We start from the raw sequence: 16,138 nt of genomic DNA, 5'->3' as shown, positions 1-16,138 counted from the left end.
GGACCCACCACCTTGAGCACCAAGAACGCGATCGTCCGCGACGCAACCGAGCGCTACCTGAAGGAGCGTCGGGAGTCCGGCGAGAGCCGCGGCGCCTTCGAGACCGAGATCAAGCGGCTCGGCGGAACCCCTCGCGTCGAGACCCAGGTCCGTCGCGGTTCAGCTCCGGCGGAGGTCGCCGCCATCCTTGGCGTCTCGGCGACCGAAGAGACCGTCGTCCGCGCCCGCCACATGTACAACGACGACCAGCTCGTCCAGCTCGCCGACTCGTACGTGCCGCTGGACGTCGCCGAGGCCGCAGGCATCGAGAACCCCGACCCGGGCCGGGGCGGCATCATCAGCCGGATGGCAGAGGCCGGGTTCGAGCAGACCGAGGTCATCGAGGAGGTCGTCCAGTACCCGGCCACGCAGGTCGAGGCCGACGCCTTCGGGGTGGAGGTCGGAAGCCTTCTCCTACAGATCACCCACATCGGCCACGCCGCGGACGGACGCGCCGTCGAGGTGACCGTGCACAAGCCGGGGCCTGGCTGGGTGCTCCGCTTCAGCACCCCTTTGAACTGACTCAGGGGGGCCCGGAACTCCGGGCCCCACGGGCCGTTCTTCATCACGACGCGGTGCCACGCATCAACGCCCGCACCGCAAAAGGGATGGATCATCACGAACGAGCGTGCACGATGAAGATCCACAGCGGATGTGCATGCACGATAAGGGTTCAGAAACGCCGAAGGCGCCCCTGCCAGGGCGCCTCGGTTACAGCAAGGCCAGGACCAGAATCCCGGCGAAGTTCGAGCGGTACGAGAAAGGAACGCTCACAGATGAGGGTACGAGATGGATCGGCCTCAAGGCCACCACAGTCCCGGGAGAGCAACACAGCAATCCCAGCCTTGCGCGCAAAACTGCTGGCCAGCGCCCTGCGGTATGCGGAGCGCGGAATGTACGTCCACCCGCTGGCTGTCGGTGGGAAAGAGCCCCGGTGGGGCGACTGGGAGGCACGGGCCACCCGTGATCCCGAGCTGATCCAGCGGACCTGGGGACGCGCGCCGTTCAACATCGGCGTCGCGTGCGGTCCGTCCAGTCTGGTCGCGATCGACCTGGACGTTCCGCACGACGGGGAGGTGTCCGGTCTCGCAGACATCATCGACGGCATGACCATGCTCGACTCGCTCGCCGCACAGATCCCGGGCGCACAGATCACTCCGACGCTGACCGTGCGTACTCCGAGCGGCGGCCGTCACCTCGTCTACCGTGCCCCGGCCAGGATCAGGGTTCGCAACACCGCTCGCACGATCGGGTGGTGCATCGACACCCGCGCCGCCGGCGGGTACGTCGTCGGCATCGGCTCGGAGATCGACGGCGTCGCGTACGAGCTTGAGGGCAGCGTCACCGATCCGGCGGTGCTGCCGGAATGGCTGCTGACTCTGATCACCACCGCCCCCGAGCCACCCAAGGGCGGGGGAGCGCCGCGCCCGGTCGCCGTGGTCGCCCGGCTGCGGGATCTGACCCGTCAGGGCACTCGCGAGCAGCGGTGGGCGCACGGGATCCTGCGCAGTGAGTGTGACGAGCTGGCGGCGATGCAGGCCGGCGGCCGGAACAACCGGTTGAACCTGGCGGCGTATCGCGCTGGCCAGCTCATCGGCGCCGGGCTCTTGGACCAGGCCGTCGCCGAGGAGCATCTGACGGAGGCCGCGCAGGCGTCCGGGCTCGGTGAGAAGTCGGCGTTCGAGATCGAGAAGACCTTGCGCTCCGGTATGACCGCCGGACTGTCCCGGCCGCGCCGGATGGGCGGTGCCGCGTGACCGACTTCGCACCGCAGGACACTAAGGTTCAGCGCCACGTAGACCACGCCTCGGCAATGAAAGCGGCCCCGGCGACGTCTCACCGTCCCGGGGCCAGGCACCCGAGGAGTGGTCTCGAATGCGAGACGTTCGTATCCCGCCGCACCTGCTTGCGTCGCGCCCTGGTGATCGGGGGCGCGGCATGAGCGAGGACGTGAACGTGAGCCCGGAGGACCTCGCTGCCTTCCGGGCCTGGCAGGAGTCGACCAAGTCCGCGCCGCCGCAGCCGCGGGGTCCGGCCGCGAAGAAGAGCAGCGGCGACAAGGCGCCGTCCGTGGCGGACCAGATCATCGCGATGGCCGACAGCCGGTATGAGTTCGGCACGTCCGACGCGGGCGATCTGTACGCGGTGCCGAAGGACGGCCCGCGTATCGCGCGTCTGCTGCGCGGCGGACGGATCTCGCTGCGCGCCGAACTCGCGCGGACGTACTACGGGTTGCACGGCAAGGCCGCGTCGTCATCGGCGCTGGCAGACGCGATGCTCGCCATCGAGGGACGGGCCCAGGCAGAGGATCCGGTGCCGCTGCACCTGCGGGTCGCCCCCCTCGGCAAGCGTCCCGAGCACGGGTTCCTCCTCGACCTCGGGCGCGCGGACGGCCTGGTCGTCACCGTCACTCCGAAGAGGTGGAGCGTGGGACCAGCCGCGCCGGGCCAGCCGCTCTTCCGTCGCTCCCAGCTCACCCAGCCGCTCCCGATCCCCAAGGGCGGCGGGTCACTCAAGGAGCTGCGCGGACTGCTGAATGTCACGGACGCGTCGTGGCCGCTGCTCGTGTCGTGGCTGGTCGCCGGGCTCGTCCCCGGCATCCCGCACCCGCTCCTTTTCCTGTCCGGCGAGCAGGGCACCGCGAAGTCGACCGCGACGAAGATGCTCGTGAAGATGCTCGACCCGTCCGCCGCGCCGGCGCGGTCGACGCCGAAGGACCCGGACGACTGGTCCACAGCGGCGGTCGGCTCGTGGGTCGTCGGGCTCGACAACCTCTCGCGCATCCCCGAGTGGCTGTCCGACGCGATGTGCCGCGCGGCCACCGGCGACGCCAACGTCAAGCGGACGCTCTACAGCGACTCGGACGTCACCGTCCAGGAGTTCCGCCGGGTGCTGATCGTCAACGGCATCGACGTCGGCACGCTGCGCGGTGACCTCGCGGACCGCATGATCCCGGTGCACCTGCACCGGATCACCCAGCGGCGCACCGAGACCGCGCTGTGGGAGGCGTACGACGAGGCTCAGCCGCGGATCGTCGGCGCGCTCCTCGACCTCCTCGTCCGGACGCTCCAGGAGCTTCCGGCGGTCCGGGAGAAGGCCGACAAGGGCGAGATCCCGCTGCCGCGTATGGCGGACTACGGCCTGATCATGGCCGCGCTCGACAAGGTCAGCGGCAGCACGACGACCAGCATCCTGAGCGACTATCTCCAGCAGCGCACCGAGCTGGCCGAAGAGGTCGTGGAGTCCAACCAGGTTGGCACCCAGGTCCTGACCTTCATGAAGCGGGTGCTGCCCCGCCCGGAGGACGGTCTCCAGGTGTGGCAGGGCACGGCGGCGGAGCTGCTGGACGAACTGACCGGCCAGATCGGCATGACGAACGAGCACTGGCCCAAGACCCCGGGCGTCCTGTCGAACCGCCTGAACCGTGTCGCCTCCGACCTCGACAAGCTCGGGGTCGACATCGCCCGTACGAAGTCGGGCTCGAAGCGGTCCCTGACCGTCACCTACGTACCGAAGCCTGATCCGGCTGCCGAGCCTGAACGGCAGGAGCCGGTCCAGGAGGCCATCACCGTGTAGCGCAAGCTCCACCGCCGACCCGCCGTGCACAGCACCGGCGGGCCTTCGGCGTGCCCGCACTCAGGAACGGACTATCTAGCTTGATTGAGCGCGAACGCGCAGGCCGGACGGCAGATAGACGAGGGTCTTCGGGGAAGCGGGACGCTCATTTCAGGGCGGCGTACTGGGTCCAGGCGTCGGCCAGGGTCTCCAGCGCGGCCGGGGAGGCGCCGGCGGCGTCGAGGTGGTCGACGTACGTCTCCAGCTCGTCGGGTTCCTCCGGCCAGTCGGTGTCCGCTGCCGCGTCGCGCGCGAGGTCTCCGATCGCGCCTCTGACCTGCGTGAACTGTGCCAGCCAGTCACCGAAGCCGCTCATGCCCGCCTTTGCCTCTCGCCGTGCCGTCGACCGTCCGCACCCTATCCCGCGGCTCGGCGCGCTTCTCACGGAGCGTGAGGGATTCGAGGGGCTAGGGACGCTCTTTGGGTGGGACGCACCCGAGGGACGCACCTGGGACGCAGGGGCTCTGGGGGCCAAAACAGCGTCCCTGGGACGCACTCCGTCCCTGTTTTTCGGCGAGTGCGTCCCCACCTCTGACCTGCCGCGTGCCCCATATGCGGCTTTTTTTGGGACGCAGTGACGCTCTAGACCCCCTCATCTCTGTTGGAATGTCGAAGAAGAGAAGAGAAAAGAGGGAGTCACCAGAGATGAAGGGGAATTGTGCGTCCCTGCGTCCCATCTCTCTCCGACGTGATCGCGGAAAGTGATCACCTCTCGATCCGCACCCGGCGACGAACCGCGCGGCCGAGCACGCCGCCCGCCTTTGGGTGGCTCACAGAGGCCACGTTGCCGCTCAAGCGCGCTTCGCGGCCGGAAGGCAGGAGCACCTTCGTGGGCCGCCCGCAGCGCTCAGGCTTGCCGCACGGGCGCGGCGGTGCGGGTGACGTGCGGAAGGGGGCGGGCCGCGCCCGGTGACGGCCGGGAGGCCGGCAGCGGCCGGTTCGGCCGTCGCCGGTGAACGCGCGGCCCGCAGAGGACCCGCACCCGGGGGTGCCAGCGCGAACGCGCTGTCCGTTCTACTCTCCCCCACTCCAGGGGGCCTCGCCGGGAGCGTCCCACCACACGGGGAGCGTCCCACCGGCGATTCACCGCAGATTGGCTGCTGAAAGCCCTGGTCCGGTCGGACCCGGATACAGGGCTGCCCGCATTCCCGCCTGCGGAAAAGCATGCGGGAATGCGGGCAGCCGCGCAGATTACCCGCAGAGCGGGGCGAGCGCTGTGTAGCAGCCGATGCAGACCGGCAGGGGCCCGCTGTTCGCGGTTCCCGTCTCGACACGGAGAAGGAGGCCGGGCTGGGCGCCGGTGGTGCAGCCGGTTGACGCCGGGTCGTTGTGGAAGATCCGGCACAGGCAGCGGCAGCCACCGGGCCGGTCCTGCTCCCAGTCGAGGAGGACCGGGAGCCGCAGGGTGAGGATCGGCTCCTGGTGCTCGATCACGCGGTGTCCTCGTGCGCGGCCTGTTCCTGGGCGCCGGGGTCCTCGATCTTGAGTCGCTTGAACAGGGAGTCCAGCGCGGTGTCCACGATCGTCTGCGGGTTCTTGCCGGTCTGTTCCACCGCGATCGTCAGGCGCCGGTCGTTCTTGGCGAGGATGCGGACGGAGAGCATCTCGCGGTCCGGGCCGCGGGGCCGGCCCCGGCGCCGTGGAGCACGACGGGGCGCCCTCGGTGCCGAGGGAGGTGGTGCGTTGCTGCCGGAATCGGCCTTCTGCTCCGGACCATCGTTTTCGCCCGCAGTTTCGCCATCATTCCCGCTTGCGGAATCACCGGAAGAACCACCGCTGCCACCCCACGAATCGGGGTCGTCCCAGTTCGGCTCCTCGGCCCCGGAGAGGTCGGCGGGGTCCTTCTCGTCACGGCCGGCGCGCTTGTCTGCCTGCGCCTTGCGGGCCTTCTCGGCAAAGCTGGGCATCAGGACCTCGCCTTGAGGTGAGGGAGCGTGTGGAAGAGGATCTCCCGGTACACCGCCTGGAGGACCTTGGCTTCGCGGCCGGGCGCGGCCGTGATCGGCATCGAGCCCGTACGGCACACCTCGCGGATCGCGTAGTTCCTGATGATGCTCGGCAGCACGAGGTCGCCGAAGTCCTCAACGAGGTGGTCACTCCAGTCCTGGTGGATCTGCCGGTACTCGCTCTCGCGCGGCACGATGCTCCGTACGATCCCCGAGACTTCCAGCCCCTCGTTGAGGCCGCCCGGGGCGGTGTAGTGCCCGATCGAGGTCATCGCCTCGGTCGCGCCGTCATGACCGTCGTCGGTCAGCGTCGCCGGGATCAGAACCTTCTTCGTGGCGATCAGGGCTGACCCCACGATCTTTCCGCCGGCGCGCGGCGGTACATCGAGAAAGAGCACGTCGACCTCGTCACGCAGTCCCCACAGAGCACGCTTCAACCGGAACTCCATGCCGGTGGTCGCGTCCGTCTCCCGGTTGCCGAACTTCCGGATGCAGGGCAAGACCCGCACGTTCGACGGCCAGCTCGGGCCTGCGGGCACGAACGCCTTGCGGGCGATCAGCGCCGGGTCCTGGGGAGCCTTCTCGGGATCGACGTAGTAGATGTCGTTCACCGACAACTCCGGGTCGGTGATACCCAGCTCGTCGGTCAAAGTCGACCGCGGGTCCAGGTCGACACCACCCACCCTCAGTCCCATCTCGGCTGCGACGGCGATCAGTCCCGACGTCAGCGACGTCTTCCCGACGCCACCCTTCTCGCTGACCTCAGCGACGACATCCGGGTCTTCGTCCATGGGTCCTCCCTCATCTTTCAGGTAAGGCGAACACTGCCGATCCCGCAGGTCTAAGCGCAAGCTGAACCGCACGCTTTCCCGCAGGTATATCCGCAAGCGAAAAGCCTTGTGAAAGAGGCAGAGAACGACGATGTATCTAGCTAGATAGACCGCGATTCTCCTGGTAGGGCGGATGCAGGGGTGTTGGGTGTTAGCGGATGGCGCGCTTCACGGCGGCGCGGAAGATGTCCCCCGTAGTGATGATCTGCTCCTGGAGTTTGGCTTTCTCCAGGAGAGAATCAGCGTCCGGGCGCGGGGCCATTCCGGCGAGCATGACGGCGAGTACGGTGGCCGCTCCGGTTCGCTGGGCCTCGCGGATGATGACTTCTGGCCCATCGCCCCACCGTTCTTTCCACTCCCACAGCGCCTTCACGGCAGGGGCGCTCGTCCAGTACGTCGCGCGTACGAGCTGCTCACCGAGATCGGCCGGGAGGCGCACCGCCATCCGGCCCGTCAGCTTCGTTTCCTCATCGCCGAATCGGTCGTAGTGGCCGGGGCCGGAGCCGACGCGGCGCCCCGGCTTCCGGGTCTCCTCGCTGGGAAGGGGCTTGTACGGGCCGTCCATCGCCTGGATTTTCAGCTCAGCACGAACCTCGCGCGCGACGATCAGGTCTCGGGTGCCGGCCAAGGTCCCCTTCGCCCGCATCTCGCTGAACTTCGCCCGGACCCGGCCGCGGGCTTCACTCAGGGCCTTGCCCCGGAGGAACTTCACTCCCTCGGACTCCCGGGTCTCTTTCAACCAGGTCAGCTCGGAGGAACGGCCAGCAGCGACCGCGTCGTTCAGGGCGTCGAGATCCCAGGGTTCGACTGCGACGACGAAAGGCATAAGCGACATGGTGCGCAGTCTAGCTAGATAGCTGAGACGTCACTCCAGCCTCAAAATCGAACTTTCGTGGACTCCTGTGGACTCCAGTGGCGTGGATGGCCTGAGGGATGTGATGGCCTGGAAAGCCCTCACTTGGGGCTTACTAATCCGCTAGCCTTTCTGCTAGCGAAAAAGAGTTCAAGCAAGCTAGATAATCCGCAGCAAAGGCGCAGGTCAACACAGGTTTGACGGTTGTTGCGCACTCGGAATCCACGCCTTACCTTCGGCTCAACAATGCTTCAGGAGGCTGTCGTGCCCCGCTCTATCCCGCCGCTCCCCGGACTCACCCGGTACACCCGCTGGGACGCCGTCCCGGACGGCCTGCACACCAAGACCCAGCTCAGCCAGATGGACCCGCCGCTCAAGCCCGGCGCCGACCCGGTCGGCCAGGTCCTCTACAACGGCAACAGCTACGCGCCGCTGTACGACGTGGACACCGCCGTGCCGAAGCGCACGGTCTCGCCCGCGCAGCGCGCCGTCCTCGACCGCGCCCGTGAACTCCAGTACCGGTGCCGGCGGTGCGGCGCCGAGGAGACGGAACCGCTCGGGAGGGGCCGGTACTGCGATCCGTGCCGGTACGCGATGACGATGTGGGAACAGCACGACCAGGCGCAGGCACTCGCCCGCGAGCTGGTCGCCGACCCGGCCGCCGTCCTCCTGGTCGTGGACGTCGGCCCCGACTCGCCCCCGGAGACACAGGGCGTCGCCGTCGTTTCCGTCCACGACCGCCAGCTTCTCTACGCCGCCCCGGCCGGGGAGCACGGCAGCCCCGAGCGAGAGGCCGTCGTCGCCCGGCTCGATGCCCTCCTGGCGGACCGGCGGGTGGTCGAGGAGCCGGACTTCATGGGCCCGAACCGCCGCTACCCGCACGCGGTGCTCCGGCTGCCCAGCTCCGAGCCGGTTCCCTCCGGCCGCGACCCCCAGCACCCGTGGGCCGCGCCCCACTCGGCAGCCAACGCCAGCGTCACGGCGGTCTGGACCGGATGGTTCGCCTGGACCGACCGTCACTCCGCCACGCGTGCGTGCGCCCCGTGGGAGTGGAGCGGCGACATCCCGATGCCGTGGTCGCGGTCGCTGGACCTGCGGGCCGATGGGCTGTCGATGGCCAGCTTGCTGCACCGGATCGCGGACGGCACCGAGCCGGTGTGGGAGCGCGCGGCCTGGACGCTGGACGGCTACGGCGCCGGAACCCAGGACGTGAGCGCCTGATGTCCTCATTACGGATCATGGACTCGGATCCCGGGAAGGCCCGGCGCACCGCCGCGGCTGTCCAGCGCGCCCTGGAGGCATCACCGGAGGTCGTTGTCGGCAACGTGTCGGAGAGGCCGAACCACCAGGACGACGGGCTCCGGATCTGGATGGAGGTGCTGTACCTGGAGGCATCGACCCCGCGCGAGGGCGGCGACCAGGAGGTGACCGTCGAACGCGCCGACCGCCCCCGGCGACGGACCTCCCGGCGTGCGCTTCCGCGCGGCCGTCGTACGGAGGGAGGCGCATGACGTCGCCCGCCGATGTCTGGCGCTCCCCGGAGGGCGGGCACTTCCGGTGCTGGGGGCAGGAGAACGGCTCCTCTGCCGTCCAGCTCCGGCCCGTCGTCTACGACTCGGACACCGGGCAGTGGAACACCGAGCGCAACGCCTTGTCGGTCGAGGTCGACGCGGCCCTGTTCGAGGAGACGTACGTCCAGGTCCCGCTTGAACGGCTGAGGGACCCGCGCATCACCCGGCTGACCGCTCTGGTCAACGAGCTGCTCGCCGACTACGAGCGGAGCACCGGTCGCCCGTCGGCGGACGCCGACACCATCCGCACCGTCCTGGACGACATCGCCGATATCCCGGAGGACGCCCGGAAGCTCCGTCACGCCGCCGCCCGCAGCGCGGCGCACCAGGGATTCCACCGGGGCCGCGGGCGGTAGCCGGACGGCCTGACATCTCTTCAACTCCGTTCCGTCCGTGACGAAATCAGGGGGCCCGCGCTGGTGGCGCGGGCCCCCTGATGTTCGTTGAGCAGGGCATGACGTGGTTGGGGAAGGCTGCCCCGGGAGTCGAGCAGCGGGCGGAAGCGGCGGCAGATACGGCGTGCGATCTGGCCGACGCGGTGACGCCGGGCGGGTGGAGCACGGGCGCCGTCGAGGACACGATCGACGCCATCGACACGCTCGTAGAGGCGCTTGCCGAGATCGACCCGGAGGTCGCGCGGATTCTCGCGGCGGTGCCGGCCGCAACCGCCGAGCTACGCGAGCGGCTGTCGCCGACCGCCACCGAGGGCATTGCCCCGTTGCCCGCGCCGCGCTCTGGCAGACCGCGACGGCGGGGGCTCGGGCCCGGCTGGACGGGCGTACGGACCACCGGCTGACTCGGTCAGAAGGTCCTACACCCGCAGTTCGACAAAACGTCGCGGCGAATCGACCCTCTGCCCAGCTCGGCACGGGTACAGGTCGAGCGTCGAGACGCCGATCGTGCTCCAAGTCAGGGTGAGGGGAAGGCGCGTGGCGAGAAGGTCCACAGGAAGCGGTGAGGTGTCGCCCACGGGAGACGGTTGTCCTGGACGCCTTCGGAGAGCTACCCGTGCGCGGCACACGGCGCCGATTCGGGGGTGTCCATCAACCGATCGTTTGTTGGACAGTCTGGCCGAACGCCCGGATCTACTTCGTGCGGGTGAGTCCGCGTGTCCAAAAAGTGTGTTCAGAAACTCACGGTGTCCAACAATTGCCGGACCCCCTTTTCTGTACAGTGATCACATGACGACACCTTCCCAGTGGGCAGAGGGCGGCGACGACGTCCTCGCCGCGTTCCCCGCGAACGCCACCGGCGTGCTGATCGGCTACGCACGCGTCTCCACGAAGGGCCAGCTCCTCGACCGGCAGATCGCCGCTCTGGAGAAGGCCGACTGCGCCCGGGTCTTCTCCGACAAGAAGTCCGGCAAGAACGCCGAGCGCCCCGAGCTGTGGAAGGCACTCGACTACGCCCGCCCCGGCGACACTCTCGTGGTCCCGTCGCTCGACCGTCTCGGCCGCTCCATCCAGGACCTGATTGCGATCGTGAGCGGCCTGCGCAAGCGCGGCATCGGCTTCCAGTCGCTGCACGAGTCGCTCGACACCACGACCCCCGGCGGTCGGCTGGTCTTTCATGTGTTTGCCGCGCTCGCCGAGTTCATCCGCGAGCTGATCGTGCAGGGCACCGTCGAGGGCCTGGCCGAAGCCCGCGCCCGCGGTGAGCGCATCGGCCGTCCGCCGGCGATGAGTGCCGAGCAGATCCGCCACGCCCGCTCGATGCTCTCCGACCCGGACGCGTCGATCACCTCCATCGCCAAGCTGCTCGGGATCTCCCGGACGACGCTCTACAAGTACGTGCCGGAGCTGAAGGCCGGAGGACGGCCTGCCGTGGGCGGCGCGAGCCCCATGGCGGCGCTGGAGGCCGCCGAGAGCTTCTGAGAGCACCAGAGGGCGCGCATGGGCCCCGGAGCCGTCCACGGATGGCCCCGGGGTCCTTCTCTTGTGTCTGTGTGTTCTTCGCGCGCGCACGCGTGGAGGGCTCTCAAATCTCTCGATATTCGGCTCGGACCTCACGCGTACGCGCGCACGCGATGGAGCGGTCCAGAAAGTCCAGAAACCCCGCCCCGGCGCGGCGGTTGGCGGGAGATTGGCAGGGGGAGGGTGCACGAGCCGCCGGACGTCCCGGCGGAAGGGAGGGCGTTGTGGACAGTTATGAGTACGCGGCCAGCAGCACTGCGCAGTCAGCCGCGGAACGGCACAGCGACGGTGAGAAGGTCGACGCGATCGGCGAGGGTCTGGCCGCCATCGCGTACGCCCTGCTCGAAGTCGCGTCCGCGATCCGGGAGAACACCGAAGCCCGGAGACCTCTGTAGGTAAGTAGTCGGCGCCGTCGTTGGCACTCAATCCCCTTACTGACCTGGGCATTTACGGGTGCAGGAGAGGGTGTCCGGTGCGACCAGAAGTGCGACGTGAGGCGCGACCAGGAGCGCGACCAGAGCCGCGACGCGAGGTGCGACCAGAGGCGCGACCTCAGTTGCCGGCCACCGCGTGGTCGATTGCGGCGACCAGTACCGGCAGATCGTCCGTGTAGTCGCCGTACCGGTGGAGGTCGGCGGCGATTCTGGTCGCGCCCACGATCGCGAGGACCCTGACGATCTGGTCGGAGGTCAGCGTGCTGCCGAAGACAGCAGGCGGTGCCCACAGCCGCTCTCGTACCTCGGCTCGCACGCCGCCGTGCCCCTCGGTGATCTCACCGGTATGCGGGTCCCTGGTGTCTGTGTCGGAGGGATTCAGGAGCCCGAGGGCCGTCTCGACCGCGTCGCCCAGGGCGAGTACCGGGTGAGGCTCGGGATTTCCCCATCCCGGGCGACCGGCGAGCGACCGGAGCCAGTGGCCAGCTCGGCGGCCAGCCGACCGCGCTTCCCTGAGAATGGCCGCTTCCTGGTTGGCCTGGTAAGCGGGGGACGCGAGGACAGAGGCCGGGATGCGGGGCTCGGCGCCCGCCGAAGAACTGGTCATGCCGGATCAACGAGTTGATCCCCGTCCGGTCGCGGGCACTGTGCCCTCTGGCGCCGTCGAGCGGTGCTCATGACGGAAGCAGATCAGCGTGTTCGCCCTCGGCTCGGCGGCGGCAGTTGTTGCTCGGGACCACGCGGGTGTTCGACGCGGGGAGGCTTCCGTCGGGCTTGCTGCTGCTGAAGTTCGCGGCGCTGGTCGGCCTCCTGGCGGTGCAAGTCCGGGTGCTGGTCCGCGATCCGCTTCCGGAGCGCCTGCTCGCCCTGCACTCCGGAGACGATGCCGCGGTGCTTCACCGCGTTCGCGCGCTGTTCGACAGCACGGCCGTGCGCACGGGCCACGCTCTCCAGATCCCGGACGTCCATCCGGTGACCGGTGTGCGGCACGGCGACGCGCAGCTCGTCCAGCCGCTCGGCGAGGTCCTCCGTGGTCTTGGGCCGGTACTGCCCGGCCACGAGCGATTTGGTGGCCGCGTCGGTCCGCAGCAGCTCCCAGGCGGCGTCGCCGGCGTCGCGCGCGGCGCTCTTCGCGCGGGCCTCTTCCTGCCACGCCGCGGCCCGCTGCCCCTCGTACTCCCGGGTGAGCGCCTTGGACTCCTTGCGCGAGGTGCCCGCGAGCCGCAGGGCCAGGCGCCCCTTCTCGCCGGTTTCTTTGACCTGCTCGATGTATCCGGTGATCTGCGCGGCGGTGGCGGCGGCCGTGGCGGCTGCTCCGGCCTCCCGCCGCGCGGTGGCGAGCAGTTCCTCAGCTTGTCCGAGGACTTCGCGGGCCTCGCCGACGTACTTCTGGCCGCGTGTCTGCCCGGCGGCCTTCTGTTCGTCCAGGCGCTCCCGGATCTCTTCTGCCTCCCGGTCGGCGGCGGCGGCGGCCCGGTCGCACCGTCCGGCGGCGTCCTCGTTGTCGCGCAGCACCCTGGCCAGCTTCTGCCCGCTGGGTCGGCCGTACGGACGCTTCTTCCACGAGGGGATCTCGCGCTGCTCGCGTTCCTTGTCGATCGCTTCCAGGCGCGCGAGGTGCTCGTCACTGAGACCGGCCGTGTACGGGCCGGAGACGGCCTCCTGCTGCTCCGGGAGACGAACGGAGGGGGATGTGGCCGCCGCTGCGTCCGCCCGCCGCTCCAAGGCGCGCTGGCGGGCCTCGAAGTCGTCGGCACGGACGACTTGGGCGGGCAGGCGAGCGGGCTCCGGGGGCTCTCTCAGCAGATCGGACACCATGGAGTCCGGCCGCGACTGCCCGAGGAAGCGGGCGAACGCGGTGACGGCACGTTCCAGGCGCTCCTTCTCGCTGCGCGCGGCTCCGAGGCGCGCTTGCGTGGACTCGTCCTCAATGACGGCGAGCGGCAGCCACAGGTGGTTCTCCCGCCGGGCCCGGGTGATGCCGGGGTACGTCGCGAAAGCGTTGGCTCCGTGCCCGTACAGCAGGCTCGTGTCGCACGTCAGGCCCTGGGATGCCGCGATCGTCATGGCGTATCCCAGGGACAGGGCGCCGCCCGCGATCTGGTCCGGCGTCAGCCACGCGGACTCGTGGCCGCCGCCGCGTGTGCGCCAGGTGATCTCGACCCGCCGGTCGGCGTCCATGTCGGTGACGACGGCCCGGTAGCCGTTGAGCAGATCCGGGCCCTGGCCGCGCTTGGAGCGGTAGTCGTTGGCGCGGACCCGTACGGCGTCGCCGACCGCGAGGGTGAGCCGTTCGCCGCCGGGCAGCGCGTAGCCGTGCTCGGTGCCGAGTTCGCCGGCGGCGCGGCGGATCTGCTGGGCACCCAGATTCAGCGCGTCGACGTCGGTGTTGCGGGCGGCAAGGACGACCATGTTGTCGATCAGGTCGTGGCTGTCGGACCAACGCGTCCGCAGTTCGTCCCAGGCGGTGAGGATCTGGGAGCGCGCCTCGTCCGCGCTCTCGGAGGCGTGGACGCGTCCGCCGGCGGCGAGCATCGTCAGGGCCTGCTCGTGGTTCCCGGTCCTCCACACCTCCAGCGCGGCACGCTCGGCGGCGTCCTCCTGGCGGCGGTTCTCGGTGAGGGTGAGCCCGCCGACCAGGCGGTGCGTCTCACGGAACCACCCGCCCGGCCCGATCGCCTGGAGTTGGAGGTGGTCGCCGATCGCCACGATTTTCGTGCCGGTCTTCGCGGCCTCGGTCATCAGTACGGCGGCGGACCGGTCGTCCACCATCGTCGCCTCGTCCACCACCAGGACGTCGACACCACGCAGGCCCTTGCCGCCGTCGACGTCCTTCAGCCAGGCGGCGATCGTCTTCGACGCTATCCCGGAGGCGTTGCTCAGATTCTGAGCGCCCACCGCACTCAAGCAGGCCCCGGCGTACGTGGTGCCGGTCGCGTCCCACCCGATCCGGCACGCCTCCATCAGCGTGCTCTTGCCCGCCCCGGCGACGCCGACGACCGCGTCGATACCGTGCCCGGCCGTCAGCAACCGGGTCACGGCCGCGCGCTGTTCGGCGGACAGCTCGTACCCGGCGGCGACCTCGAACACGTCGATCGCCGTGGCGGCCTGGTCGGCGCCCAGCATCGCGGTGCCCTCGCCGACCCGGGCGAGCGCCTGGGTGGTCACGACGTCCTCGGCGGCAAGGATGTCCTGGGTGGTGTAGCGGGCGGTCGACGTCATCACCGTCGACCCGACATCCGGTACCCGTACCGCGTAGCCCTCGATGGCGAGGACCTCGTCGGCCAACTGGTCCAGCAGCCCCGGGTCGTCGGGGAGCCCGTACTCCAGCGCGTTGCCGACCGCGGCGAGGAGCTGCGCGCGGCTGAACGTTTTCTCGCTGCGGGTGAGGCCGGTGTCCGGGTCGAACACGATCGCGGCGACGTCGCTGGGCGCCGGCGGCGGGATGCGCGGTCCGGGCGGGCCGTCGACACCCGTACCACCGCCGGGTCCTGGTGGTCCCGGGGCAGCGGCGGCGACCATCGCGTCGACGTCGATCCCGGTGTCCTCGGCCCGCTGCCGCCAGCTCTCGCGCATGGTCGACGCGTCCGCCGCGTGCTTGGCGCGCTTGCTCTCCGCAGAGACCCGGTCGCGCTCCTGGCGCGTCGCCTCGTCACCGGCCTGCGCCACGATCCCCACATGCCGCCGGGAGAACTCGCTCCGCAGTTCCTCGGGGATTCCGGTGATCTCCCATGCGCCGGTCCGCTCGACCAGCTCCCGCCGTACGCCGAACCGCGCGTACGTCAACGCCCGTACGCGGGCCTTGAAGTACGCGTCGAGCGCGCTGGCGTGGCGGTGCAGATCCTGCCCGGAGTTGGCGATCGAGCGCCACTTCCCGTCCTCGCACAGCGCCATGTTGGCGACCGTCACGTGGACGTGCAGATGTGGATCGCCCGGCTGCCCGTCGCCCATCGGACGGGCCGACTGATGCTCCACCGACCACGCCATCAGACCGCCCGTCGCGAGCCGGACCGGCTGCCCGTCCTCGGAGCCGACCGCGTACCCGACCCACGCTTCGAGCTGCCGGAAGGTGTCGGCCTTGGCCTGGTGCACCAGGTCGCGGTACTCCCGCTCGTCCAGCCCGTTCATGAGCGCCTGGAGAGCGCTGTCCGACTTCGGGAGGTCCAGGACCAAGTCCCAGCCGCGGACCCGGTCGTCCACCCGGACGTCCTTGTACGCCCACGCTTCGGCCAGCTCCTTCTCCCCGTACACGTCCGCGAGGTCGACGCCGGCGGCACGGGCGAGCTTGTGGAGCGTGCCGACCTGCATCCGGTGCCGCTCACCGAACCGGTGCACCATCCGCTGCTGCTGCGCCAGGAACCTCTGTTGCTTCGGCTTGCCCTCCAGCAGAGCCGCGGGTTCCACCCCGCGCTCCTCGGCGGCGGCCACGATCGCCTCGATCAGTCGTGCGGTGGTCAGTTGTGCCTTCTCGTGCGCCTTCACCGACGTACTCGTACGGATCAGCCGGGCGCCGGTCGCGGGATGACACCCGGCCATCAGCCGCCGGGCCGCGTCCTTGCCCGCGTCATCGAGGACCGCGCCTTCGACCAGGCCGACTTCGGCGAGACCGCTGCCCATCCACACGAGCGCCGCGTCGCCCTCCGGCCGAAGCCGGTACTCCAGCGCCTGGTCGACGCCGTCGTCCAAGATGGCCACCGCGTCCTCGGTCTGTTCCGAAACGGAACAGCCTGCCTGCTCGCGCAGCCGGTACTCGACCTGCTCGTCAGCGGTGATCTTCGTCAGCCACGCCACCGTGCTCCCCCGTGTCCCGCGTTGTGTCGCGCCCCGTGTCCCCGCTTGTGCGCTTGTGCTTTTCCGGCTTGCCGGGGTTCCCCGACAGGGGAACCCCCTTCGTGCTTCCTCTGTTTTCGATCATGAACCGGATAGGTCGACACGAG

The 16,138-nt window shown here is 69.7% G+C and carries 16 protein-coding genes; 9 read left to right on the top strand and 7 right to left on the bottom strand.

From position 1 onward, the window contains the following. Positions 1-12: 12 nt before the first annotated feature. The 3 genes from OG329_RS39375 (at position 13) to OG329_RS39365 (ending at position 3,615) form a co-directional block, all read left to right on the top strand. Entirely contained in the window at positions 13-561 is a 549-nt protein-coding gene (locus OG329_RS39375; protein WP_331764369.1) for a UTRA domain-containing protein, read from the top strand. 323 nt (positions 562-884) lie between these two features. Beyond that, positions 885-1,796, top strand: coding sequence for a bifunctional DNA primase/polymerase (locus OG329_RS39370; RefSeq protein ID WP_331764368.1), 912 nt, complete (start codon positions 885-887; stop codon positions 1,794-1,796). A 181-nt stretch (positions 1,797-1,977) separates the two neighbouring features. Beyond that, entirely contained in the window at positions 1,978-3,615 is a 1,638-nt protein-coding gene (locus tag OG329_RS39365) for an ATP-binding protein (RefSeq protein WP_331764367.1), read from the top strand. Positions 3,616-3,760: 145 nt separating this feature from the next. Here OG329_RS39365 and OG329_RS39360 read toward each other — a convergent pair whose 3' ends face one another. The 5 genes from OG329_RS39360 to OG329_RS39340 all read right to left on the bottom strand — a co-directional run bounded on the left by OG329_RS39360 (position 3,761) and on the right by OG329_RS39340 (position 7,265). Continuing rightward, entirely contained in the window at positions 3,761-3,970 is a 210-nt protein-coding gene (locus OG329_RS39360; protein WP_331764366.1) for a YozE family protein, read from the bottom strand. Positions 3,971-4,845: 875 nt separating this feature from the next. Continuing rightward, a complete protein-coding gene (locus tag OG329_RS39355; RefSeq protein WP_331764365.1) occupies positions 4,846-5,088 on the bottom strand; it encodes a DUF6372 family protein in 243 nt (80 codons plus the stop codon). After that, positions 5,085-5,258 (bottom strand): hypothetical protein, encoded by a 174-nt coding sequence (locus OG329_RS39350; protein WP_405802270.1) that lies wholly within the window; start codon positions 5,256-5,258, stop codon positions 5,085-5,087. The genes OG329_RS39355 and OG329_RS39350 overlap by 4 nt, the downstream gene beginning before the upstream one ends. A 302-nt stretch (positions 5,259-5,560) precedes the next feature. Further along, positions 5,561-6,391, bottom strand: coding sequence for a ParA family protein (locus OG329_RS39345; protein ID WP_331764363.1), 831 nt, complete (start codon positions 6,389-6,391; stop codon positions 5,561-5,563). Between the two features lie 190 nt (positions 6,392-6,581). Then, on the bottom strand, positions 6,582-7,265 hold the full coding sequence (locus tag OG329_RS39340; RefSeq protein WP_405802269.1) for a hypothetical protein: 684 nt from the start codon (positions 7,263-7,265) through the stop codon (positions 6,582-6,584). A 282-nt stretch (positions 7,266-7,547) separates the two neighbouring features. Between OG329_RS39340 and OG329_RS39335 the strand changes: the two genes are divergently transcribed. The 6 genes from OG329_RS39335 to OG329_RS39310 all read left to right on the top strand — a co-directional run bounded on the left by OG329_RS39335 (position 7,548) and on the right by OG329_RS39310 (position 11,162). Further along, complete coding sequence (locus OG329_RS39335; RefSeq protein WP_405802268.1) at positions 7,548-8,504, top strand: hypothetical protein; 957 nt, start codon at positions 7,548-7,550, stop codon at positions 8,502-8,504. Positions 8,505-8,521: 17 nt separating this feature from the next. Next, complete coding sequence (locus OG329_RS39330; RefSeq protein WP_405802267.1) at positions 8,522-8,794, top strand: hypothetical protein; 273 nt, start codon at positions 8,522-8,524, stop codon at positions 8,792-8,794. Continuing rightward, complete coding sequence (locus tag OG329_RS39325) at positions 8,791-9,210, top strand: hypothetical protein (RefSeq protein ID WP_331764359.1); 420 nt, start codon at positions 8,791-8,793, stop codon at positions 9,208-9,210. The genes OG329_RS39330 and OG329_RS39325 overlap by 4 nt, the downstream gene beginning before the upstream one ends. 98 nt (positions 9,211-9,308) lie before the next feature. Further along, positions 9,309-9,650 carry a hypothetical protein gene (locus tag OG329_RS39320; protein ID WP_405802265.1) on the top strand — a complete coding sequence of 114 codons (342 nt, stop codon included), beginning with the start codon at positions 9,309-9,311 and terminating at the stop codon, positions 9,648-9,650. A gap of 385 nt (positions 9,651-10,035) precedes the next feature. Continuing rightward, a complete protein-coding gene (locus tag OG329_RS39315; RefSeq protein ID WP_331764357.1) occupies positions 10,036-10,728 on the top strand; it encodes a recombinase family protein in 693 nt (230 codons plus the stop codon). 263 nt (positions 10,729-10,991) lie between these two features. Then, on the top strand, positions 10,992-11,162 hold the full coding sequence (locus tag OG329_RS39310) for a hypothetical protein (RefSeq protein ID WP_331764356.1): 171 nt from the start codon (positions 10,992-10,994) through the stop codon (positions 11,160-11,162). Between the two features lie 157 nt (positions 11,163-11,319). Here OG329_RS39310 and OG329_RS39305 read toward each other — a convergent pair whose 3' ends face one another. Continuing rightward, entirely contained in the window at positions 11,320-11,808 is a 489-nt protein-coding gene (locus tag OG329_RS39305) for a hypothetical protein (protein ID WP_331764355.1), read from the bottom strand. An 83-nt stretch (positions 11,809-11,891) separates the two neighbouring features. Continuing rightward, positions 11,892-15,992: a MobF family relaxase gene (mobF, locus tag OG329_RS39300; RefSeq protein WP_331764354.1), complete on the bottom strand. Its 4,101-nt coding sequence runs from the start codon at positions 15,990-15,992 to the stop codon at positions 11,892-11,894. Positions 15,993-16,138: the final 146 nt, after the last annotated feature.

The sequence above is a fragment of the Streptomyces sp. NBC_01506 genome, from assembly GCF_045040295.1.
Classification (GTDB): domain Bacteria; phylum Actinomycetota; class Actinomycetes; order Streptomycetales; family Streptomycetaceae; genus Streptomyces.
This window is presented reverse-complemented; position numbering and strand designations above follow the sequence as displayed.